This is a genomic window from Bacillus sp. FJAT-28004, assembly GCF_001280845.1.
Taxonomy (GTDB): domain Bacteria; phylum Bacillota; class Bacilli; order Paenibacillales; family Paenibacillaceae; genus Pristimantibacillus.
The window spans coordinates 49,177-71,777 of record NZ_LGHP01000001.1; the positions used below are offsets into that span (position 1 = coordinate 49,177).

A 22,601-nucleotide genomic window follows, 5' to 3' on the forward strand; every position below is an offset into this window, starting at 1 on the left:
TAAAATATCGGCAAGTCTACCAATTAATAAATTTTCCAGTCATCCAAACATCAGAAAAGCATAAGGGATTTGGAGTCCAATGATGACCATGTAATTGGGTGCCATACTCGAGATCCATGCTGCAAACACCGCGGTGATTAGACTGAGTGCGTATATAGCTGCTACAGTCAGACCAATGAATTGTCCGAATGTGAGATCATACCAAAAGTAACCTATACTAAATATCGAGTTGATGCCTGAGTCCAGAAATAATCCTGTTCCCAGCCTGCTATACATGAGGAAGAAGACGCCAAGCTGTACGGTGACGATAAGGAGTGTAGAAATCATCGCAGCAGTAAGCTTTCGCAAGAAGAGCTTTCGTCCGATTCGCGCAGTATATTGCAAATGAATAAGCTTGCTTTGTTTATCTCGAAGAAAAATAGGTGAAACCATTAAGAGGATACTTAAACCGATAAGGACGGTCATGTAGATGATTAAACTCATATAATTTCTGTTCATATGGGCACTAGTATATAGGTTAAACATATGACTTGCGGGCAGATAGATTGTGTGAATTTTATTGTCTTTGATCTTGAAATTTGCTACAATTCCTTCAGGTTATATTTGGAAGGGGAATCAACTCTATGCCAGCAACTTTGTAATAGTTTGATAACATTTCATTTTTCACTATTACAAGGAAACAAAGCATAGTGTGTTTATACATCACATCATGCGGCGAATCCTTGTGGTTTGCTGCATTTTTTGTGATATGTATCGCTTCTTTATATACTGCTTTGTATTCCTTCTATACTTTAGGAGGATATCAATGAGTCATTCACAAAATAGGAGCAAAAACATTTTTACTATAGAGTGTAGAGATATTATTTTGAGGGAGTATCAGGTTGAGGATTTGGACGATCTACACAACATCACCTGGCAGCCTCACTTTCATGAATTTTTAATAGATTGGAATGTAGCTAAGGAACAAAGGGAAGACTGGTTCAACAATTATGAAATACCCGATAACAAACGTTTTTTAAATGCTGTATCCAAAGATGGAGATGTTGGAGAACTGCGGCTGCGACTGGGTATAATATCCAGATATACGGGTGAGTTTATTGGTGTTTGCGGTACTGGAATATTGGATAAAGTATCGCCGCCAAATCGAGAGATTTTTTATGGGATCTCAAACGATCACAGGAATAAAGGTTACACGACTCAAGCTGCAATCGGATTAATTAAGTATTTGTTCGAAAATACGAATGTCGAAGAGCTTGTTGCTATAGCTCAGATACGCAACGTTCCATCGAATAAAGTGATCCAAAAATGTGGTTTTGAATTTCAAAACAGTATCGATATTGAAAATAGGAAATACAATTATTACAAGCTTAGATCGAGATAACACAAATTTTATGATTTAATTCGGTGTAAAGGTATAGGAATAAAGAGCACTTAAAGCTATAATGGTTTTTAGTATATCATTTACAAAAGGACATGGGCCGTTACTGGCTGTTTGGCCTAGCCGAAAAATAACTTTTAAGGAGTACTCCAAATGACTAAAACGCTTATTTTCGGGCACAAAAACCCGGATACCGACACGATTACATCAGCGATTGCGTACGCTGAGCTAAAAACAAAGCTAGGTGCTGACGTTGAGGCGATTCGCCTTGGAGACGTTAACGGCGAAACACAATACGCACTTGATTATTTCGGCATTGCAGCTCCTCGTCTTATCGAGAATGTTGCTGACGAGACAGACACTGTTATTTTGGTCGACCATAACGAGCGCCAACAATCCGCGAACGATATCGATCGCGTACGTGTACTTGAAGTTATCGATCACCACCGTATCGCTAATTTCGAGACAAGCCACCCGGTTTATTTCCGCGCTGAGCCTGTAGGCTGCACAGCGACGATTTTGAATAAATTGTACAAAGAAAACGGCGTTGAAATCCGCAAAGAAATTGCTGGCCTTATGCTGTCTGCAATCATTTCTGATTCCTTGCTGTTCAAATCGCCAACTTGCACAGAGCAAGACGTAACAGCAGCTCGCGAGCTTGCTGAAATCGCAGGCGTTAACGCAGAAAGCTATGGTCTGGACATGCTTAAAGCAGGCGCGGATCTTAGCGACAAAACGATTGCACAGCTGATCACCCTCGATGCAAAAGAATTTGCAATGGGCAGCTACAAAGTAGAAATCGCGCAAGTAAATGCGGTTGACACAAACGATGTTATTTCTCGCCAAGCTGAGCTGGAAGCAGCTCTTAACGACATTATCGCTACAAAGGGTCTTGACCTGTTTGTTCTTGTTGTAACGGATATTTTGAACAACGATTCCGTGGCGCTAGCACTTGGTGCTCAAGCTCAAGCGGTAGAGAAAGCTTACAATGTAACGTTGACGGATAATAAAGCGGTATTGAAGGGCGTAGTTTCCCGTAAATCGCAAATCGTACCTGTTCTTACAGAAACACTAAGCAATCTGTAAGAAACGACGAGGCAACAGCCGTTTGCCCAAAAAAATAGCAGTCTGAAGCTTGGATTTCAAGTTTCAGGCTGCTTTTGTTTTGCTATACTAGAGGAGAAGGAGCGGATGACATGTTTACTGTAACAGAATATAGCGCTGAATTAATGAAGGACCCGTTTGGCATTTTGTCAGGGAAGAGGTATGAATTCATTCTCGATCTGGATGTTGCGGATGATGATGAGCTTTATCATGATGAGGGCGTAACGCTCCGTGTCATTTATGTGATCGAAGAGGATGCAGCCCGCATCGCAAAGTATGAATTTCTAACAACATCCTCAAATAAGTATATTGATTTTGAGCTTGAAGAGGATGAAGAGAAAATGGTGCTAACATTTTGTCAGGAGCATTTTGATAAGTCAGAGGAATAACTTATTAGCTGACGTTTGCATAGATCAAAAAACCGAAAAGAGGCAGCACCCAGAACAGCGGTACCATTGCAATGGTAACCGCTGTTTTCATTTTATTGAAACGATAAAGCACCCAGCTCACGATAATGGACACAATAAGCGCTACCGGATATAGCCAAATGACGATGAATATCAGCACGGGCCAAAACAGCTTTTCCGAATCTGGGTTATCGAACATCATCACGGACATTAACGCGACAAAAAGCCAAATGATCGTGAATAGTCCGAACAGGATTTGACTAATAAGCATCGTAAGAAACACTTTTTTGTTTTTCATTTTTATTAATCCCCCCCCGACTAATATTAAAGCAAGCCCCGCTTATTTGTACAAGAGAAATTATTACTTTCTACCTATCCTCAGCTCCCTTTGTTATTTGTCACCCCTTAACCGCATAAAATTCAAAAACAGCTATTTTTTGCGGTGCATGCAGAGAGGAGCAGGTGATGAACAGGGCAAATAAGGATATCGAGCTGGCAGAGCAATTTGGCGCCCATAATTATCATCCCCTGCCGATTGTGATTAGCAGCGCAGAGGGCGTATGGGTGAAGGATTCAGAAGGTGCGCGCTACATGGATATGTTGAGCGCTTATTCCGCATTGAATCAAGGGCATCGACATCCTCGGATTATTGGAGCGTTAAAGGAGCAGGCGGATAAAGTGACGATTACGTCACGCGCGTTTCATAACGAGGTACTGGGTACTTTTTGCGCGAAGCTTTCGGCATATACCGGAAAAGAACGAATTCTTCCTATGAATACTGGGGCAGAGGCTGTTGAGACGGCGATAAAGGCTGTACGTCGCTGGGCTTACAGCGTCAAGCAAATACCGATTGATCAAGCTGAAATAATCGCTTTTGAAGGTAATTTCCATGGAAGGACGCTGACGCTAACCTCTTTCTCCTCAACGGAGGCGTATAAGCAAGGGTTTGGCCCTTTTACACCTGGATTTTGTATTGTTCCATATGGGGACCTAGAGGCGGTGAAGGCGGTGATTCAACCGAATACCGCTGCGGTTCTGATTGAGCCGATTCAAGGCGAAGCTGGCATTCGGATTCCTCCAGATGGATTTCTTGCTGCTGTTGCTAAGCTATGTGCGGAGCATCAGATGCTGCTTGTGGCAGATGAGATTCAAACCGGTTTCGGGCGTACAGGACGGAAATTCGCTTGCGACTGGGAAGACGTCATTCCTGATATTTATATCATGGGGAAGGCGCTGGGCGGAGGGGTCATGCCTGTATCGGCTATTGCCGCGAACAGCAGTATTATAGATGTATTCGAGCCCGGCTCTCACGGTTCTACTTTCGGGGGCAATCCGCTAAGCTGTGCTGTTGCGATTGCAGCGCTTGAAGTAACCGAAGATGAGCGGCTGGCTGAACGCTCACAGCTGTTAGGGCAGTATTTGATGACCAAGCTCGCCACGCTGCAGCATCCGGACATTACAGAGATCAGAGGCCGCGGATTGTTCATTGCTATTGCGCTTTCGACTCCCGCGAGGCCTTATTGCGAGAGACTAATGGAGAAGGGGCTTCTGTGCAAGGAAACGCATGAACATGTCATTCGGCTGGCACCGCCGCTCATCATAACAGAGGAGGAACTCGACTTTGCTTTTGAACAGATTGGGGCTGTCTTCGCAAATAGTATGCTGGCAGGAGAGTGACGGCGATGAGTACCTTTCAGGTGGCAATTGTTGCTGTTCCCTTCGGGAAAGGGGCTGGAAATCCCGGAGCAGAACTTGGTCCGGCGCATATTTTGCAGGCGGCAGGGCTTGGTCGCAAGCTGACGGAGCTTCATATTCCATATCGACTAACAGGAGAAATCGGTGTGAACGCCCCATTGCCGCCGCTTCAGTCAGCTAATGCCAAGCATTTGTCTGAGGTGCATGACGTTAGCAATCGTTTGTCTGAGCGCGTATCAGAAATTGTTGTAGCTGGGGAATTTCCTTTAGTGCTGGGCGGAGATCATAGCATTTCGATTGGGACGATTGCTGGCCTTGCTGAGCATTATGAGGATCTTGGGGTCATTTGGTTCGATGCGCATTCGGATCTAAATACGGAGGATACAAGTCCATCGGGCAATATTCATGGGATGTCGCTTGGCATCAGTCTGGGAAGAGGTATCCCGCTGTTAACGAGTTTAAGGGGATTCTCGCCCAAAATAAAGCCAGAGCATGTCGCCATTGTCGGAGCCAGATCGCTTGATTCCGGGGAGAAAGCCTATATCCGCTCTTTAGGCATCGCTTGTTATACGATGCATGATATCGATCGGCTCGGTATTGCACGCGTGATGGAGAAGGTGATTCAGCAGCTTAAGCAAACGACCGATGGCGTCCACGTCAGCTTTGACATCGATAGTCTTGATCCACTTGAAGCACCGGGTACGGGCACGCCTGTAAGGGGCGGCCTCAGTTACCGCGAAGCGCATCTTGCGCTTGAGCTTCTTTATCAATCGAATGTGGTCACATCAGCGGAAATCGTCGAAGTAAACCCAAGCCTCGACCATAATGACCAGACAGCTAAACTTGCGGTGGAGCTGATTGGCTCGCTTCTTGGCGAACAGATATTGTGAAGTAACATAGGCATAAGCGTCTAGCAATGATTCGAATGAGCAGGAGGAACTGATCTATGCGGGAGCCATTTCAGAACGAGCCATTTACCGATTTTTCGGTAATCGACCATATTAATGATTTTCAGGAGGCGCTGCGCAAGGTAGAGCTGGAGCTGGGCCAAGAGCATTTGCTGAAGATTGGTCCCGACCGCATCGAGACAATTCAAAAGCGTAAATCAATCAATCCCTCTGACGTTGGGCAGCTTGTGGGAATCGTCTCGCAGGCGGATTCAGGGCTTGCACATAAAGCCATACTCGCAGCAGCAGAGGCATTCGAGGATTGGAAGAAAGTGAAGCCTTCAGCGAGAGCGAGAGTATTGTATAAAGCAGCGGCATTACTGCGAAGGCGCAAGCACGAATTCTCTGCATGGCTAGTTTACGAGGCGGGTAAAAGCTGGGCGGAGGCTGATGGTGATACGGCGGAGGCTATCGATTTTTTGGAGTATTATGGACGAGAGATGGAGCGGCTTGCGGAGCGTCAGCCTATTGTTGCTATAGCTGGCGAGGATAATGAGATTATCTATATTCCGCTTGGTGTAGGGGTTATTATTCCGCCATGGAATTTTCCGCTTGCGATTATGGCGGGCATGACAATGGCGGCGGTCGTTGCCGGTAATACAGTGGTATTAAAGCCGGCAAGCGCGACGGCAGTTATCGCAGCGAAATTCGTTGAGCTGCTAGAGGCGGCGGGGCTGCCTGACGGTGTTGTTAACTTTTTGCCTGGAGCAGGAAACGAAGTGGGTGATTTTTTGGTGGAGCATCCGTTAACCCGCTTTATTTGCTTTACGGGGTCAAGAGAGATTGGCTTGCGCATTAATGAGAAAGCCTCGATCAGTCAGCAGGATCAGAAATGGATGAAACGTGTCGTTGCAGAGATGGGCGGCAAGGATACGATTATTGTCGATGCGGATGCGGATCTTGAACTGGCAGCCGATGCGATAACAGCATCCGCTTTCGGTTATGCAGGCCAGAAATGCTCTGCTTGCTCACGTGCTGTTGTGCATGAACTCGTCTATGACGAGGTTATCGATAAGGTCGTTGAACGGACGAAACGGCTGAAGCTTGGGAAAGCGAACGAGCAGCTCACTTTTGTTGGCCCAGTCATTGACGAGCGAGCCTACATGAGTATTCTAAAATATATCGAGGTTGGACGCAGCGAAGGAATCATCGTGCAGGGTGGGAAAATTGGAGATAGCAGCGGTTATTTCATTGAACCTACGATTATTAAAGATGTCGCTCCGCATGCCCGCATCTCTCAAGAGGAAATATTCGGGCCAGTACTCGCGTTTATTAAAGCCGACAGCTTCGACGCAGCGCTTGATATCGCGAACAACACCGATTACGGACTAACGGGTGCCGTCATCTCGCGGAACCGCAGCAGATTAGAGCAGGCCCGCGAGCAGTTTCATGTAGGTAATCTATATTTTAACCGCAAGTGTACAGGTGCTTTAGTCGGCGTCCATCCTTTTGGCGGCTTTAATATGTCAGGCACAGATTCGAAGGCCGGCGGGCGAGATTATTTGCTGCTCTTCACGCAGGCGAAGGTTATATCAGAAAAATTCTAATCGTTAAAGGCGAGCGGATTGGGCTATCAGGCTGCCGATCCGTTCAATGCCTCTCTCAATGTTCTCCTCGTTCACATTGGTTACATTTAGTTTCAATAGATTTTCTCTGTGAAAAGTAGACAAGTAGTCGCGATCCATTGCATCAACAAGAATCTCTTCCTTGCGCAAACGGCTGATTAGGAGCGGGACAGAGATCGTTTCGTGGAGCAAAATATGGGTATGAATGGTCGGGTGTTTGGATCGATCATAGGTGAAGGTGCCTCCGCAGCGGGAAGCTTCCTTCGCAAGCGCCGTATCGAGCAGCATCGCTCTTGCCGAGTATTTATCGCGGATTTTGGCGCGATGACGCTCGAACATGCCGCTGCGCAAATAGATTTCAAGAGCGGCTTGCGACAGCATGGAGCTGTCGATGTCGTCTTGTTTTTTGTATAGTCGAAACACTTCTGCAAGTAAATCAGGCATGACCGCTATGCCGATTCGCAGGCCGGGAAATATAATTTTTGAATAGCTCTTCAAATAAATGACATGGGACGAGTCGTCATAAGCATATATCGGATCGGCTTTGCTGTCTTGCTCAAAATCAGCCAGAAAGTCGTCCTCAACGATATACACATCGTATTTGGCGGCTAGCTTAGCAAGCAGCTGCTTCTCTTTCCTCGAATAGGAGCAGCCAAGCGGGTTGTGGAAACGCGGCATAGTATAAAAAAACTTAATATCCTCTGTACGAAAGATCTCCTCCAGCCTGTTGAAATCAATGCCGGAGAAACGACGTTCGATGCCAATTACAGGTACGCGGCGTGTTTCTAAATACTCGATAAACAGATGATAACCAGGCTGCTCAATCAAGACTTTCTGCTTACCGCTCGGAAAAGGCATAGCCGCAAGCAGGGACAGCGCCTGCTGAACCCCGGATACAACAAATATATTGCTCTCCTGCGTAAACACTTGATAGCTCATTAATTGTTTGCGAACAATATCGATAAGAGAATCCATTCCCTTGGCGGTGCCATAAACAAATAAGTCCTTCTGGTAAGTATCGATTGCTTTATTGATGCAATGCTGAAAATCCAAATAGGGAAATAGCGCGGGATCGGGTGCCGTTGCTGCAAAGTTGAGCAAGCTGGTTGCTTCGCTTTGAGCGGAATTCATTCCTTTTACAACAAAATAACCGCTCTTTGGCATCGCATAAATGAGATGGCGTTTCTCCAGCTCATCCAAAGCTTTAATAATGGTGCTCTTGCTGCAGCCGAACTGCTCGGCTAGCGTCCGAATGGAAGGGAGTTTCTGTCCATCTTTATAGGGCTGCTTCGAAATGAGCTCCTCCAGCTCATTCATGAGCTTCAAATAAATGTACATAACCAAAGCTCCTCCTGCCATCTGTACCGATACAGATGGCTTTTTTCTATATTGTAGCATGTGTGGCTTTGAAGATACGATACCTGTATAAAGCGAACTTTACTAGGAGGTATAACATGACGACAACACAGAATAATTTAAAATCGAAACGGCTTGCTTATACAGCAATCATTGTTTATTCGATTATCGTAGGGCTTTCTTTTCTTTTCGGAAAATTAGCCTTAACGATTACTAGTCCGCTAGACAGTCTTGCCCATCGCTTTACCATATCTTTTTTTGCGGCTACAATACCTGTATTATTTGGCTGGATCAAGCTGCAGCTTAAAGCGCGGGACATGTTAACGATTCTTCCGCTAGCGGTCTTTTATCCGTCGATGTTTTTTGCTTTCCAAGCCTATGGTTTGCAGTTTACATCCTCCGCGGAAGCAGGCATTATTCATGCAACGGTGCCCATCTTCACGATGATTGCGGCAGCGTATTTCTTAAAGGAGAGGACGACAAAGGTACAGAAGCTTTCAACCCTGCTCTCCGTAGCTGGAGTCATCTTTATCTTTGTCATGAAGGGTACGTCAATCGACATTTCTAATGTCAAAGGCACATTGCTCATACTCTTATCAGCACTTTCATTGGCCGGTTACAGCGTGCTTGCAAGGAGGCTCTCAGGGCGCATGAAGGTGATGACGATGACTTATATGATGACGGCTATCAGTTTCCTTGTCTTTAACATCATCGCGATAGGTCAACATGTCGCAAAAGGAACGATTTCTCATTATTTTGAACCGTTTGCCAGTCCAGTCTTCCTCTTGTCGATTTTATATTTGGGTGTGCTCTCCTCGCTCATTTCCAGCCTGCTCAGCAATTACGCCTTATCGAAGCTTGAAGCTTCCAAAGTGAGCGTATTTAATCATCTCGCTACGTTGGTCTCCGTTATCGGAGGTTTTGTATTTCTCGGAGAGAAGCTGGCTTATTATCACCTAATTGGAGCTGCTGTTATCGTCGTTGGAGTGCTGGGTACGAATATGGGGGCGTTTGGTAAAAGAAAGGGTGCTTCGTCAATAAGTGTTTCACAAAAGGTAGAACGGTAATAGAAAGTGGCGATTCAATCTGAATCGTACAGCTGCCGGAAAGCTTGGTTATACTTATTCTCTACGCTGACAGCTGCTCTAATAATGGATATGATTAGGTTTATAAAGGATTAGAAGCAGGCGTTAAGGGGATGATCAAGTGATTGAGAATAAGGAAACATGGATTATTGAAGCGGATATTAAAAGCATGCAATCGGCTATGGAAGCGGGATGGATAAGCTCAGAAGAGCTGGTCCAGTTATATATGGAGCGAATTAGCAAGTATGATCCGATCCTTCGATCTATTTTGGAAATCAACCCGGATGTTATTGAAATCGCCAAAGCATTAGATCGGGAAAGAAGCGAAAAAGGGAGTCGAGGCAACCTTCACGGTATCCCGATTTTGCTCAAGGACAATATCGATACGCACGACAATATGCATACAAGCGCGGGTTCGGTGGCACTAGCGAACTCTTATGCTGCGGAAGATTCCTTCGTTGCTTCGCAATTACGTGCAGCAGGAGCTGTTCTGCTCGGTAAAGCGAACATGACGGAGTGGGCCAATTTCATGTCAAGCTCGATGTGGGCGGGATACAGCTCAAGAGGTGGACTGGTGCTCAACCCGTATGGTCCGGGAGAGTTGTTCATTGGCGGTTCAAGCTCGGGATCAGGCGCAGCGGTTGCCGCCAATTTGGGGGCAGCTGCGATTGGAACGGAAACTTCGGGCTCCATCATTAGTCCTGCAAGCCAAACGAGCTTGGTAGGAATAAAACCCACGATAGGATTAGTAAGCCGATCGGGCATTATACCAATTACGAATAGTCAAGATACAGCTGGCCCAATGACTAGAACAGTAACAGATGCGGCCATTCTACTCGGGGCAATGGCAGGCGCTGATGAGCGAGATGAGGTTACGGTAAATTGGGCAAAACATGCTCATCCAGACTACACGCCATTCCTTGATGCTAGTTATTTAAAGCAAGCACGGATCGGAATTCCGCGCTTTTATTATAAAGATTTGGATGAAGACAGACTTGCTATTATCGAGTCGGCTATTGCGGTCTTGAAGCAAGCAGGAGCGACGATTATCGATCCGGTTGAGCTGCCATGCGAGCAGGTCGAGTGGGATTGGCATGTATTGCGGTATGAGTTCAAAAAATATATCAATGACTATCTAGGAAAGCTTGATGAATCCGTTCCGGTTCATTCCCTGAAGGAGCTCATTGCTTATAATGAAAGGCATGCGGAAACTGCTTTGAAATATGGGCAAGATACGCTGCTGTCAGCGGAGGAAACAAGCGGAACGCTGACCGAGCAGGAATATAGGGATAGTATGTTGAAAAATAAAGAGCTGGCCGGCAAACGCGGAATTGACTTCGCTTTAGAAGAGCACCAACTGGATGCTCTGTTGTTCCTCGGCAATGAGGATGGCGATGATCTTGCCGCAAGAGCGGGCTATCCCGTCATTACAGTGCCAGGCGGCTATGCGGAGAAGGGGGTCATAGCAGAAGGCGGCTATACGACCAAGGGACCGCAGGGCGTCACCTTTATAGGTAAGGCCTTCAGTGAGCCTACCTTAATTAAACTAGCTTACGGCTTTGAACAGGCGACCAAACATCGCGTATCTCCGTCTGCTTTTAATTGAATCATTTGAAATAAAAAGGCGCAAGCAGCGGGTATAATCCGTTGGTTTGCGCTTGTTTTGTTGGAGGGAAATAAGGTGTTGAATGCTTAATTTTAGATACTACGTATCTTTTTTAAGTTATGGATCGTTTTCTAATAAAGGAGTTTTAGAGGAGGGGATTTATATTGCAAAAGGTACTTATACTAGGTGCAAGTGGTCTTGTTGGGAAAGCTTTAATCGATGAGTTTAAAAATGGGTTTGATCTATATGGGACATATTCTTCTTCGTTTACTAGTCTTTCTAACGATAAGCAGTATAAATTAGATGTTCAGCAAATCGATGAACTGAAGGAAATGATACGTTCGATTAAACCCGATATTGTGATTTCTTGCTTAAGAGGAGAATTTGATCAACAGTATACATTCCATAAAGAATTGGCTATGGAATTAGCACATAATAATAGCCGAATGTATTATTTTTCAACCACTAATGTATTTGATGGTGATTTTTCAAGACCCCATTTTGAGACAGATATACCTATTTCCGAATCAGATTATGGGAAATTCAAAATTGAATGTGAAAACATGCTCAGAGAAATTTTGAATGAACGAGTGATGATTGTCAGAATACCCGCGATATGGGGTAAGAATTCTCCGAGATGGAACACGATAAAAGATAGTATTGAAAATAATAAAGAGATAGATGTTTACGGCAATCTAGTCTGCAACCATCTTTTGGATGTTTCATTAGCGAAGCAGCTGCGCTTCATTATTGAAAAAGAGCTAAAAGGAATATTTCATTTAGGCTCAGCGGACTTGATGACTCAGGGACAATTTTATGAACAGATTTTAAGTGAATTAGGAAGTGAAAAGAGCCTATTGCGAGATCATTTATATCAGGATCATGATGCTACATATTATTTTCAACTGAGTTCAAATCGCGATGATCTGGCAGGCGCTCTGCAATATACGAATGATGAGATTATATCTTTCTTATTGGGTAATTATTCAACTAACGAGTAACTATAGTTTGAAAATGATAGGGCTGCCGTAGGGTAGCCCTTTTTTTAATGGGCAGACTCAACAGAATCCAATAATAGGAAATTTTGAGCAGAATACTTTCTCTTTTTTAAAAGATTTTTCACCTTTATCATTTGATTAAAGACAGAGTAGAGGAGAGTGTAAAGCATAGCCCAAATGCAGGGACAGGAGGACAATAAACAATGAAAATAAAAACAATAGCGATATGCAGTGTTGTCATTCTCATAATAGTTATCGGAACAGGATATCTCGCGTATGAAAAATATGGTACATACTATGCTGCATGGGAAAATAAATGGGGAATAACTATCTCGAAACCTGATGAAATAAAAGTTGTTTTTGAAAGTCAGCCAAGTTTTAACGGAGATGGGGAAGGGTACTTTATTTTGGCATACACCGAAAAACAAATGAAAAAAATGGAAAAAGAACAATTTTGGCAGCCAATAAACGAAGAATACGTTAATGTCATTGATGGGCTAGTGTCACGCTTCAAAGAGTCTGTTATAGAAATTTATCCAGATCAGAAAGAGAAATATGAAGGTTTATATCGAGATCATCCAACTGAGTACGGAGTAGATGATTTATATTTCTACAAAAAGAAAGATGACGGCAGCTACGTTATAACCGTTTTTAATTTAGAAAAGAAACGAATGCACATCATGGAATGGACGCAATAAGAGAGGATAATGAATGATTCGACTAAGGAGTTGAGTATGTATGCAGCGAGGAGGTACAAAAACAAATAAGAAGATTATTTTGATTTTCCTAATGTTATTACTACTATTCGATGCAGTATTAATTATATTGAGCATCAATCAATATTATTTGGTTTATTTTAATTCATCGGTATGGAGTATTCCTATTCTATTTAACATCTTTTACTTAATGCTAATGTGTTTTGCAACTAAAAAAAGGGTTCTTTTCATACCCATAACGATATTGACCATTTTTTTAATTATATTTCATATTGGATTTTTATTTATGAATTGGGATTACGAATATTTAGACTCCCCTAAAGGGGCGGAAACTTTAATTATAAAACACCGAGTGGCAACATTAGGAGAAAGTAATTATTTTTTTGAATTTTATCAAAAGTGCTTCCATGGTCTTCTAATTAATAAAATAGCTGCACCGGATCTAGCAATTATGGTTCGTGATCATGAAAGTTATCCAAATGCAAAGAAAGCATTAGGTTTTGATCATCCTAACTGGCTAAATGAAAAGAAAGTGATTTTTGATTCAAAAGATGGTAAAAAGGAAATTAACCTAAATTAACTATGGATACGATGCAATAACAATTGGCAGCTAACGGTTTATAATAGTTGAAATAACCTGTAAATCATTTGTGTAAGGAAGCGATTAAATGAGTATGTATATCTTTATCAGGGAAATGATGGCCGGGGAGCAAGACATGCAGATTGACTTGGATGGCAGCTTTACCGTTGATAGCACCCTTGTCCTGTCCTTGATAGGTCCGCGAATCGAATACATGGTGAAAGAGATACCAAGCTATAAGAAAAATTACTCCGACGACGAACATCTTGAAGAAGAAACGGACACAGATAACTCAAGGTACATCGATAACCCGGATCAAATCATATATTTGGCATTCGTGGGGGACCAAGTAGTAGGTCAAATCATATTGAAAAGAAACTGGAACAAATACGCCTATATTGAGGACATAAAAGTAGACACAAATTACAGAAGATATGGGGTAGGCCGAAAACTTATTGAACAGGCCAAGAGCTGGGCAATGGCTAGTGGACTGCCTGGGATCATGCTCGAGACGCAAAGCAACAACGTTAGGGCATGCAAATTCTACGAAAGCTGTGGTTTTGTAATAGGCGGGTTTGATCTTCAAGTTTATAAAGGCATAGATAAACAAAGCAATGAAATCGCGATATATTGGTATTTGATGTTTGAGTAACACAAAGCATAAAATTTGGAGTTGATGGGGCAGCGTCTATAAAAAATAGAAATAAAAGCTACCATTTATCGAATGGTAGCTTTTTAATGTTTAAGTATAATTATCAACATTAGGAAAATAACCTTGCACTTCATTATTAGCTTAATCGAGCGAAAAAGATAAGTCTATAAATTTCCATGCGAACTGGTGGGGATCTCCATCAGATGATCGGAAATCTAAAATGAATTCTCAAGGCGCTTTCTGAATGATTTCCTAACAGGATATTTTAAGCACAATGCCCTCGATAATTACTGGTTACAGCAAATTCCTATGTTTATGGACTACCGAAATATATGCTCGTTCTTCTGGTGGCTTAACAATTGGGATGGAGATGAAAGTTAACGGGCAGTAATGGTTGGGCTACATTAAGTTATAATAATGATATACAAGCCATAATGAATGTGTTGTTATCGGCGAAGGAGAGGTGCTAATTTGGAGAATAGTATCATCGAATACTGTTTAAAGAAGAAAGGAGCGACTAAAGATTATCCCTTCGGATTCACTCCATTGGTGATCAAAGTTGCCGATAAAATGTTCGCGCTTATTTTTGAGGACAAAGGGGATTATTTTCGCTTAAACCTAAAATGTGACCCGGTGATTGCGGAAAACTTAAGAGAGCAACATGAGACCGTTCGACCAGGGTACCACATGAACAAAAAGAACTGGAATTCAATTACGATCGATGGCTCCTTGCCAGAATCGGATGTTTTTGAAATGATTGATCATTCTTACGAATTGGTTTTCAAAAATCTTCCTAAGAGCCTCCGAGAATCTATACTGGAAATGAACTAACTGATCAATGGCGTAACAACTGACCGGAACGGTAAATGGACGTAGTTAAAGCCTATAACCTCTTGTATAATGAAACTATCTTCAAAAATGAAGGGACTGAACTATGCGCAGATGTCAATATTTTCAACCTAACTATTAAAATATAATGGAGGTAAAAGTATTGATTACAGAGTTACACACTGAACGTTTATATTTGAGAAAAATGAAGGTATCGGATTCGTCTAGCTTGTTTAAAATTTGGTCTGATCCAGATGTTACTAAATTTATGAATGTTAGTTGTTTTACTAATGAAAATCAAGCAAAAGAAATGATTACTCTCCTTGATGACCTTTCTCAAGACGGCAAAGCTATTCGTTTCTCCATCATTAAAATAGAATCCAATGAAATCATAGGTTCTTGTGGTTATAATTCCTTGGATATTGAAAATGCAAAAGCAGAAATTGGATATGACATTGCTAAATCATTTTGGGGAAGAGGATATGCTTCAGAAGCTATCTCTTCTTTGTTAGATTACGCATTCTCATCTTTAAAGATGAATCGAATCGAAGCAAAAGTTGAACCCGAAAACGTGAATTCAATAAAACTTTTACAAAAGCTAAACTTTACGTTTGAAGGAACACTAAGACAATATGAAAGAGTAGACGGAAAGTTTAACGATCTCAATATCTATTCAAAATTAATATCAGATTGAATTTTCCTCACTTAGACTCATGAATTCGCAGGATTTCACCCTATGGTAAGTATGAGAGAAGAAGACATGGAGGAGCGGGTGGAGCCCTATCATTCCTTCGTCACATCTAACTAAGGGAATATAATGACAACAGGCTGTCGATAATTCGGCGGCCTGTTCATCTAACCAGCACGATAACGAAATACATATCTAAGGGCTTTTTTTATGAGAAAAAGTGATGTTGTTTATTTATTCTATTAGTATCATTTAACTTAGATGATTAGCCGATAAATACAGTAGTTCAAGAGAATTTATATCCACCTACTAGAAAACATTAATCACCTGAAATTAAATCATTTAAGGAGATAAATATGAAGAAGAATTTTAAAGCTAAATCATTATCTATCCTATCTACAGCTGCTTTACTCAGCGCGCTGATTCCACATGCATCCGCAGAGGTATCCTTGACCGATATTTCAAACAGCTATGCCAAAGATGCCATTATTGAGCTAGTAGAGAAAGGAATTATCAATGGTACTGGTGACGGTAAATTCAACCCGACAAGTAATATCCAGCGGCAGGACTTTGCTATTATACTGGCGAGGGCTCTCAAACTGGACCTTAGCAATCCTCCACAATTAGCTACATTCAAAGATGTCCAAAAAAGCAATTATGCCTTTGCTGCTGTAGAAGCCGTTGTTAAAGCGGGCCTGTTTAAAGGCATGGGTGATGGAACTTTTGGCATCAATCAAAACATCACCCGTGAGCAAATGGCTGTAATTTTCGTGAAGGCACTAGGTGTTAACAGCGCTGGAAAAGGTCAAAATTTAAAATTTTCTGATGCTAGTTCAATCGCCAGCTGGGCCAAAGACGCAGTTGGTGCTGCTGTTGAATTCGGACTTATGAAGGGAAATCCCGATGGCACTTTCGGCCCAGCTAATCAAGCAAGTCGTCAAGATGTAGCTTTGGTCGCTTCTAAGTTTTTGGCCGAAAAGACTAAGGTCGATGAACAAGAATCCAAGCCACCTGTGACACCAACGCCAACACCAGTTCCGACACCAACTCCTACACCAGGCGGTGGAGGGATTCCTGAAAATACAGCAGATCAAGAAGCAGCAAACCCGGTGAAAGCCGAAATTGCAGCCTTGCCCGTAAAATTGGATATAACTCTAGTGAACAAAGCAGCTGTAACTAAAGCACGTACGGATTTTGATGCTTTAACCGCTGCCCAGAAAACGTTGGTAGGGGATATCACAAAGTTGATAGATGCGGAGGCAGCTATTGTTGAATTGGAGGCTCAAGCAGCAGCAGATCAAGAAGCAGCAAACCCGGTGAAAGCCGAAATCGCAGCCTTGCCTGCAAAAGCGGATATAACGCTAGTGAACAAAGCAGCCGTAACTAAAGCACGTACGGATTATGATGCTTTAACCGCTGACCAGAAGACGTTGGTAGGGGATATCACGAAGTTGATAGATGCGGAGGCAGCTATTGTTGAATTGGAGGCTCAAGCAGCAGCAGATCAAGAAGCAGCAAACCCGGTGAAAGCCGAAATCGCAGCCTTGCCTGCAAAAGCGGATATAACGCTAGTGAACAAAGCAGCCGTAACTAAAGCACGTACGGATTATGATGCTTTAACCGCTGACCAGAAGACGTTGGTAGGGGATATCACGAAGTTGATAGATGCGGAGGCAGCTATTGTTGAATTGGAGGCTCAAGCAGCAGCAGATCAAGAAGCAGCAAACCCGGTGAAAGCCGAAATCGCAGCCTTGCCTGCAAAAGCGGATATAACGTTAGTGAACAAAGCAGCCGTAACTAAAGCACGTACGGATTATGATGCTTTAACCGCTGTCCAGAAGACGTTGGTAGGGGATATCACGAAGTTGACAGATGCGGAGGCAGCCATTGTTGAATTGGAGGCTCAAGCAGCAGCAGATCAAGCAGCAGCAAACCCGGTGAAAGCCGAAATCGCAGCCTTGCCCGCAAAAGCGGATATAACTCTGGTGAACAAAGCAGCTGTAACTAAAGCACGTACGGATTTTGATGCTTTAACCGCTGTCCAGCAGACGTTGGTAGGGGATATCACAAAGTTGATAGATGCGGAGGCAGCTATTGTTGAATTGGAGGCTCAAGCAGCAGCAGATCAAGCAGCAGCAAATTTGGTGAAAGCCGAAATCGCAGCCCTGCCTGCAAAAGCGGATATAACTCTAGTGAACAAAGCAGCTGTAACTAAAGCACGTACGGATTTTGATGCTTTAACCGCTGTCCAGCAGACGTTGGTAGGGGATATCACAAAGTTGATAGATGCGGAGGCAGCTATTGTTGAATTGGAGGCTCAAGCAGCAGCAGATCAAGCAGCAGCAAATTTGGTGAAAGCCGAAATCGCAGCCCTGCCTGCAAAAGCGGATATAACTCTAGTGAACAAAGCAGCTGTAACTAAAGCACGTACGGATTTTGATGCTTTAACCGCTGTCCAGCAGACGTTGGTAGGGGATATCACAAAGTTGATAGATGCGGAGGCAGCTATTGTTGAACTGGAGGCTCAAGCAGCAGCAGATCAAGCAGCCGCAAACCTGGTGAAAGCCGAAATCGCAGCCTTGCCCGCAAAAGCGGATATAACTTTAGTCAACAAAGCAGCTGTAACTAAAGCACGTACGGATTTTGATGCTTTAACCGCTGTCCAAAAGACGTTGGTAGGGGATATCACAAAGTTGATAGATGCGGAGGCAGCTATTGTTGAACTGGAGGCTCAAGCAGCAGCAGATCAAGCAGCCGCAAACCTGGTGAAAGCCGAAATCGCAGCCTTGCCCGCAAAAGCGGATATAACGCTAGTGAACAAAGCAGCCGTAACTAAAGCCCGTACGGATTATGAAGCTTTAACCGCTGTCCAAAAGACGTTGGTAGGGGATATTACTAAGTTGATAGATGCGGAGGTAGCTATTGTTGAACTGGAGGCTCAAGCAGCAGCAGATCTAGCAGCAGCAACCCCGGTGAAAGCCGAAATCGCAGCCTTGCCTGCAAAAGCGGATATAACGCTAGTGAACAAAGCAGCTGTAACTAAAGCACGTACGGATTTTGATGCTTTAACCGCTGTCCAGCAGACGTTGGTAGGGGATATCACTAAGTTGACAGATGCGGAGGCAGCCATTGTTGAATTGGGGGCTCAAGCAGCGGCAGATCTAGCAGCAGCAAACCCGGTGAAAGCCGAAATTGCAGCCTTGCCCGCAAAAGCGGATATAACTCTAGTGAACAAAGCAGCTGTAACTAAAGCACGTACCGATTATGAAGCTTTAACCGCTGCCCAGAAGACGTTGGTAGGGGATATCACGAAGTTGACAGATGCGGAGGCAGCCATTGTTGAATTGGAGACTCAAGCAGCAGCAGATCAAGAAGCAGCAAACCCGGTGAAAGCCGAAATTGTAGCCTTGCCTGCAAAAGCGGATATAACGCTAGTGAACAAAGCAGCTGTAACTAAGGCGCGTACGGATTATGAAGCTTTAACCGCTGCCCAGAAGACGTTGGTAGGGGATATTACGAAGTTGACCGATGCGGAGGCAGCCATTGTTGAATTGGAGACTCAAGCAGCAGCAGATCTAGCAGCAGCAAACTCGGTGAAAGTCGAAATTGCAGCCTTGCCTGCAAAAGCGGATATAACGCTAATGAACAAAGCAGCTGTAACTAAAGCACGTACGGATTTTGATGCTTTAACCGTTGTCCAGCAGACGTTGGTAGGGGATATCACTAAGTTGACGGATGCGGAGGCAGCTATTGTTGAGTTGGAGGCTCAAGCAGCAGCAGATCAAGCAGCAGCAAATTCGGTGAAAGCTGAAATCGCAGCCTTGCCTGCAAAAGCGGATATAACGCTAGTGAACAAAGCAGCTGTAACTAAAGCCCGTACGGATTATGAAGCTTTAACCGCTGTCCAGCAGACGTTGGTAGGGGATATCACGAAGTTGATAGATGCGGAGGCAGCCATTGTTGAACTGGAGGCTCAAGCAGCAGCAGATCAAGCAGCAGCAAACCCGGTGAAAGCCGAAATCGCAGCCTTGCCCGCAAAAGCGGATATAACGCTAGTGAACAAAGCAGCTGTAACTAAAGCCCGTACGGATTATGAAGCTTTAACCGCTGCCCAGAAGACGTTGGTAGGGGATATCACGAAGTTGACAGATGCGGAGGCAGCTATCGTTGAGCTGGAGGCTCTAGCAGCAGCAGATCTAGCAGCAGCAAACCCGGTGAAAGCCGAAATTGCAGCCTTGCCCGCAAAAGCGGATATAACGCTAGTGAACAAAGCAGCTGTAACTAAAGCCCGTACGGATTATGAAGCTTTAACCGATGCCCAGAAGACGTTGGTAGGGGATATCACTAAGTTGACAGATGCGGAGGCAGCTATTGATTTGGTAGAAGTAGCAATAGCTAAAGGGAATTTAAATGTATCGTACAATGGAATCGATGATAAAGTCATATTGCCAATCATTCAAGATGGCGCCGCTGTTACTTGGATATTAAAAGATTCAACGCAATCATCGATTGTAGATGTTTCGAATGGGAGTATTAAACGTGCAGGATTAACAGCTAATACTGACATAGTGCTCATAGCGACAATTACCTCAGGAACCATTTCTGATACGAGAGAGTTTACAATTAATGTTAAATCTGAGAATAGTGAACCTGAGACTATTACAAGTAAAGCCATAACAACTTTTGACTTCTCAACCGTAGGTGCTACACAAGCCAGAGAAGAAAGCAAAATTATAACCTCAACAGATTTCAAAAGTAACCCTAAGCATTTCACTATAAGTGATGGGACTGTTACAATACCCGTTGATCTGACCTGGAATATTCCGTTGAATGGATTTACTACTGGACAGGTGGTGGGCTCGGCGGTAGATAGTTTTATTCAAGACTACTGTAATGCACATGGAATCGACCTAGGGAAACGGACAGTAAATGGAGTCGGATTTGGAGACACATTCTTTATATCTACCTTCAAAACCGGGTCAGCTGCTTCTATTACATTAGGTGGGAAGGATTGGTCATTCTTCTTTCAAAATAGCTATTACACCGGGACGGACGATCACACCAAGAACCGTACTTTTATCATTAGTGATGGTGTGAAAATAGCAACAATTTTATTAAAACGGCGGTATACCGACATGGCTGACTTGGTTAGTGATCTAAATGATCAACTAAAGTTAGCATCAGTGTCCGCCACAGCAGAAAAAGTAAACGAGAATCAATTCAAACTTGTCTCAAACTCTGCAGATATAACGTTATCCATTACTGGAAAAGATAAAAATCAGTTCTTCGGCGATTAGGACTTAATTACAGAAAAAACATAGAAAGAGCAGATCCTTATTGAACTGCACCCCGTCAAGTAGACAGTACAAATAATAAAAATCAGTTAAGCGGCCTTGTTCCTAAATTCCATTGGACTAAGGCCGTTTAATTTTGCTTGTAATCGTTCGTTATTGTAAAAATGGATGTAGTTCTCGACGTCCTTCTTGAGATCCTGAAAGGTTTCGTACTTGTGTAAATAGTACTTCTCACATTTTAGAGTCCCCCAGAAGGATTCCATTGGGCCGTTATCGATGCATCGACCAACTCGAGACATGCTCTGAAACAGCTCATTTTTGTCCAAGAGCTTTTTGAAGTCCAACGATGTGTATTGAAATCCACGATCACTGTGAAGCATTGGTTTGCTTCCTGGAGCTGCTTGCAAGGCTTGCTTCAACGTCTGAAATACTAACGGATTGTTATTGGAATGTCCCAGAACATAGGAGACGATGGATTTATCATGGAGATCTAGAATAGCGCTTAAATACGCTTTTTGACCATGTCCATATTTGAATTCGGTCACATCCGTGACCCACTTCTCATTTGGTGCTGTAGCCTCAAACTTACGGTTTAACATATTCTCCGCCACTTGCTGCGGAGTGGAGCGCACATATTTCGCTCTCTTCCTGCGAATTACAGACTGAATACCCCTTAGCTTCATCAACCGGTATACACGTTTATGGTTGATCGTTTTTCCGGTTTGCTTGCGCATATGCAGAGTCAATTGGCGGTATCCGAAGGTACGCTCCACTTTCTCGTAGATGGATAGCATTACCTGTGTCAACTGCTCATTCTCCAGCTCGCAAGCGCTGGGTTTGCGATTTAGCCATTTGTAATAGCTCGAGCGTGCAATTCCCGCAATTTCACAGAGAAGCTGTATACTTAATGACTCATCCTTATGAAGCGCTTGAATGGCGAGATAGACCGTTTCCTGTCGAATATGTCCTAGCGTCGCCTTCTTTCGAGTTCCTCTAACTTTTTTAAGAATGCATTTTCGGCCCGAAGGCGTTCAATTTCGTGCTCCATTTGCTTCATCTTGAGTTTCTGTTGATCGGCCTCCGTTAACTCTTCTAGAGCTTTCTTTCTCCCACGGCCATCTTTTAATGCTTCCTGATCACCATCTTCAAACTTCTTCACCCATTGATATACTTGCTGGTAAGAGACCTGAAATTGTCCCGCTGTCTTTTGGTAGTCATGCTGATTYGTTAGGCAATACTGGACGATCTCTATCCGTTCCTGCCATGTTGTAGAGCGACCTTTTGTCATAGCTTTTGCTTCCCCTTTGTAGGTTTTTAAGCTGCTATGACCATTATACTTCTTTATCCATTCGGAGAGCTGTGTTGTGCTGGAGATCTTGTATTTATCGATGATCTGGTACTTAGACAATTTCCCCTCAAGGTAATCTTTCACTGCTTGAAGCTTGAGTTCAGCACTATAACTTCGGTTATGTGTATGGCGCTCCAGCCCTTCATAACCGTACAGCTTATAGCGACGTTGCCATTTCATCAATGTTGTATTGTTAATCTTATATTTCTTAGCAGCAGCTAGAAAACCAATCTCTCCACTAGAAACTTCTTCAATGATATTGAGTTTTTCTAGCGCATTATATTTCCCTCCGACCATGAAAAAGCTCCCCTTACAGTTACAGGTTTTATTTTTTAACCTGTCTACCGTAGGGGG

Annotated in this window: 20 protein-coding genes; 15 read left to right on the top strand and 5 right to left on the bottom strand. The window is 43.5% G+C overall.

Annotated elements, in window-relative coordinates; all coding sequences use genetic code 11:
- Positions 1 to 39 precede the first annotated feature (39 nt).
- On the bottom strand, positions 40 to 483 hold the full coding sequence (locus tag AC787_RS00225; protein ID WP_152970552.1) for a hypothetical protein: 444 nt from the start codon (positions 481 to 483) through the stop codon (positions 40 to 42).
- 322 nt (positions 484 to 805) lie between these two features.
- On the opposite strand from AC787_RS00225, the gene AC787_RS00230 reads away from it, so the two are divergent.
- The 3 genes from AC787_RS00230 (at position 806) to AC787_RS00240 (ending at position 2,871) form a co-directional block, all read left to right on the top strand.
- Positions 806 to 1,381 (top strand): GNAT family N-acetyltransferase, encoded by a 576-nt coding sequence (locus AC787_RS00230; protein ID WP_054022949.1) that lies wholly within the window; start codon positions 806 to 808, stop codon positions 1,379 to 1,381.
- Positions 1,382 to 1,531: 150 nt separating this feature from the next.
- Positions 1,532 to 2,464: a manganese-dependent inorganic pyrophosphatase gene (locus AC787_RS00235; protein ID WP_054022950.1), complete on the top strand. Its 933-nt coding sequence runs from the start codon at positions 1,532 to 1,534 to the stop codon at positions 2,462 to 2,464.
- Between the two features lie 110 nt (positions 2,465 to 2,574).
- Entirely contained in the window at positions 2,575 to 2,871 is a 297-nt protein-coding gene (locus AC787_RS00240; RefSeq protein WP_054022951.1) for a DUF6509 family protein, read from the top strand.
- Positions 2,872 to 2,875: 4 nt separating this feature from the next.
- Here AC787_RS00240 and AC787_RS00245 read toward each other — a convergent pair whose 3' ends face one another.
- Positions 2,876 to 3,187 (bottom strand): hypothetical protein, encoded by a 312-nt coding sequence (locus tag AC787_RS00245; protein ID WP_054022952.1) that lies wholly within the window; start codon positions 3,185 to 3,187, stop codon positions 2,876 to 2,878.
- Positions 3,188 to 3,354: 167 nt separating this feature from the next.
- On the opposite strand from AC787_RS00245, the gene AC787_RS00250 reads away from it, so the two are divergent.
- Genes AC787_RS00250 through pruA form a run of 3 tightly spaced genes read left to right on the top strand, consistent with a single transcriptional unit; the run spans position 3,355 to position 7,078 of the window.
- Positions 3,355 to 4,566 (top strand): ornithine--oxo-acid transaminase, encoded by a 1,212-nt coding sequence (locus AC787_RS00250; RefSeq protein ID WP_054022953.1) that lies wholly within the window; start codon positions 3,355 to 3,357, stop codon positions 4,564 to 4,566.
- Positions 4,567 to 4,571: 5 nt separating this feature from the next.
- Positions 4,572 to 5,474, top strand: coding sequence for an arginase (gene rocF / locus AC787_RS00255; RefSeq protein WP_054022954.1), 903 nt, complete (start codon positions 4,572 to 4,574; stop codon positions 5,472 to 5,474).
- A 56-nt stretch (positions 5,475 to 5,530) separates the two neighbouring features.
- A complete protein-coding gene (pruA, locus tag AC787_RS00260) occupies positions 5,531 to 7,078 on the top strand; it encodes an L-glutamate gamma-semialdehyde dehydrogenase (RefSeq protein ID WP_054022955.1) in 1,548 nt (515 codons plus the stop codon).
- Positions 7,079 to 7,081: 3 nt separating this feature from the next.
- On the opposite strand, the gene AC787_RS00265 is transcribed toward pruA, so the two are convergent.
- Positions 7,082 to 8,434, bottom strand: coding sequence for a PLP-dependent aminotransferase family protein (locus AC787_RS00265; protein ID WP_054022956.1), 1,353 nt, complete (start codon positions 8,432 to 8,434; stop codon positions 7,082 to 7,084).
- A gap of 116 nt (positions 8,435 to 8,550) precedes the next feature.
- On the opposite strand from AC787_RS00265, the gene AC787_RS00270 reads away from it, so the two are divergent.
- The 9 genes from AC787_RS00270 to AC787_RS00310 all read left to right on the top strand — a co-directional run bounded on the left by AC787_RS00270 (position 8,551) and on the right by AC787_RS00310 (position 20,902).
- Positions 8,551 to 9,519, top strand: coding sequence for a DMT family transporter (locus AC787_RS00270; RefSeq protein WP_054022957.1), 969 nt, complete (start codon positions 8,551 to 8,553; stop codon positions 9,517 to 9,519).
- 187 nt (positions 9,520 to 9,706) lie between these two features.
- Complete coding sequence (locus tag AC787_RS00275; protein WP_054026810.1) at positions 9,707 to 11,143, top strand: amidase family protein; 1,437 nt, start codon at positions 9,707 to 9,709, stop codon at positions 11,141 to 11,143.
- A gap of 164 nt (positions 11,144 to 11,307) precedes the next feature.
- A complete protein-coding gene (locus AC787_RS00280; protein ID WP_063847465.1) occupies positions 11,308 to 12,144 on the top strand; it encodes a sugar nucleotide-binding protein in 837 nt (278 codons plus the stop codon).
- 200 nt (positions 12,145 to 12,344) lie between these two features.
- A complete protein-coding gene (locus AC787_RS00285; RefSeq protein WP_054022959.1) occupies positions 12,345 to 12,839 on the top strand; it encodes a hypothetical protein in 495 nt (164 codons plus the stop codon).
- Positions 12,840 to 12,879: 40 nt separating this feature from the next.
- Positions 12,880 to 13,437: a hypothetical protein gene (locus AC787_RS00290; protein ID WP_054022960.1), complete on the top strand. Its 558-nt coding sequence runs from the start codon at positions 12,880 to 12,882 to the stop codon at positions 13,435 to 13,437.
- A gap of 94 nt (positions 13,438 to 13,531) precedes the next feature.
- The gene (locus tag AC787_RS00295; protein ID WP_054026811.1) at positions 13,532 to 14,089 is read left to right on the top strand and encodes a GNAT family N-acetyltransferase; all 558 of its coding nucleotides are present in this window, start codon (positions 13,532 to 13,534) and stop codon (positions 14,087 to 14,089) included.
- Positions 14,090 to 14,560: 471 nt separating this feature from the next.
- Positions 14,561 to 14,920 (top strand): MmcQ/YjbR family DNA-binding protein, encoded by a 360-nt coding sequence (locus tag AC787_RS00300; protein WP_054022961.1) that lies wholly within the window; start codon positions 14,561 to 14,563, stop codon positions 14,918 to 14,920.
- Between the two features lie 160 nt (positions 14,921 to 15,080).
- The gene (locus AC787_RS00305; RefSeq protein WP_054022962.1) at positions 15,081 to 15,611 is read left to right on the top strand and encodes a GNAT family N-acetyltransferase; all 531 of its coding nucleotides are present in this window, start codon (positions 15,081 to 15,083) and stop codon (positions 15,609 to 15,611) included.
- 350 nt (positions 15,612 to 15,961) lie between these two features.
- Positions 15,962 to 20,902 (top strand): S-layer homology domain-containing protein, encoded by a 4,941-nt coding sequence (locus tag AC787_RS00310; RefSeq protein ID WP_054022963.1) that lies wholly within the window; start codon positions 15,962 to 15,964, stop codon positions 20,900 to 20,902.
- Positions 20,903 to 20,988: 86 nt separating this feature from the next.
- On the opposite strand, the gene AC787_RS00315 is transcribed toward AC787_RS00310, so the two are convergent.
- Positions 20,989 to 21,909, bottom strand: coding sequence for an IS3 family transposase (locus AC787_RS00315; protein WP_152970554.1), 921 nt, complete (start codon positions 21,907 to 21,909; stop codon positions 20,989 to 20,991).
- A complete protein-coding gene (locus AC787_RS00320; RefSeq protein WP_054022964.1) occupies positions 21,867 to 22,544 on the bottom strand; it encodes a helix-turn-helix domain-containing protein in 678 nt (225 codons plus the stop codon). The genes AC787_RS00315 and AC787_RS00320 overlap by 43 nt, the downstream gene beginning before the upstream one ends.
- Positions 22,545 to 22,601 lie beyond the last annotated feature (57 nt).

Excerpts from the sequence above, each read along its gene's own strand:
- AC787_RS00225 (WP_152970552.1), bottom strand. The coding sequence starts at position 483 with ATGAGTTTAATCATCTACATGACCGTCCTTATCGGTTTAAGTATCCTC.
- AC787_RS00230 (WP_054022949.1), top strand. The coding sequence starts at position 806 with ATGAGTCATTCACAAAATAGGAGCAAAAACATTTTTACTATAGAGTGT.
- AC787_RS00235 (WP_054022950.1), top strand. The coding sequence starts at position 1,532 with ATGACTAAAACGCTTATTTTCGGGCACAAAAACCCGGATACCGACACG.
- AC787_RS00240 (WP_054022951.1), top strand. The coding sequence starts at position 2,575 with ATGTTTACTGTAACAGAATATAGCGCTGAATTAATGAAGGACCCGTTT.
- AC787_RS00245 (WP_054022952.1), bottom strand. The coding sequence starts at position 3,187 with ATGAAAAACAAAAAAGTGTTTCTTACGATGCTTATTAGTCAAATCCTG.
- AC787_RS00250 (WP_054022953.1), top strand. The coding sequence starts at position 3,355 with ATGAACAGGGCAAATAAGGATATCGAGCTGGCAGAGCAATTTGGCGCC.
- rocF (WP_054022954.1), top strand. The coding sequence starts at position 4,572 with ATGAGTACCTTTCAGGTGGCAATTGTTGCTGTTCCCTTCGGGAAAGGG.
- pruA (WP_054022955.1), top strand. The coding sequence starts at position 5,531 with ATGCGGGAGCCATTTCAGAACGAGCCATTTACCGATTTTTCGGTAATC.
- AC787_RS00265 (WP_054022956.1), bottom strand. The coding sequence starts at position 8,434 with ATGTACATTTATTTGAAGCTCATGAATGAGCTGGAGGAGCTCATTTCG.
- AC787_RS00270 (WP_054022957.1), top strand. The coding sequence starts at position 8,551 with ATGACGACAACACAGAATAATTTAAAATCGAAACGGCTTGCTTATACA.
- AC787_RS00275 (WP_054026810.1), top strand. The coding sequence starts at position 9,707 with ATGCAATCGGCTATGGAAGCGGGATGGATAAGCTCAGAAGAGCTGGTC.
- AC787_RS00285 (WP_054022959.1), top strand. The coding sequence starts at position 12,345 with ATGAAAATAAAAACAATAGCGATATGCAGTGTTGTCATTCTCATAATA.
- AC787_RS00290 (WP_054022960.1), top strand. The coding sequence starts at position 12,880 with ATGCAGCGAGGAGGTACAAAAACAAATAAGAAGATTATTTTGATTTTC.
- AC787_RS00295 (WP_054026811.1), top strand. The coding sequence starts at position 13,532 with ATGTATATCTTTATCAGGGAAATGATGGCCGGGGAGCAAGACATGCAG.
- AC787_RS00310 (WP_054022963.1), top strand. The coding sequence starts at position 15,962 with ATGAAGAAGAATTTTAAAGCTAAATCATTATCTATCCTATCTACAGCT.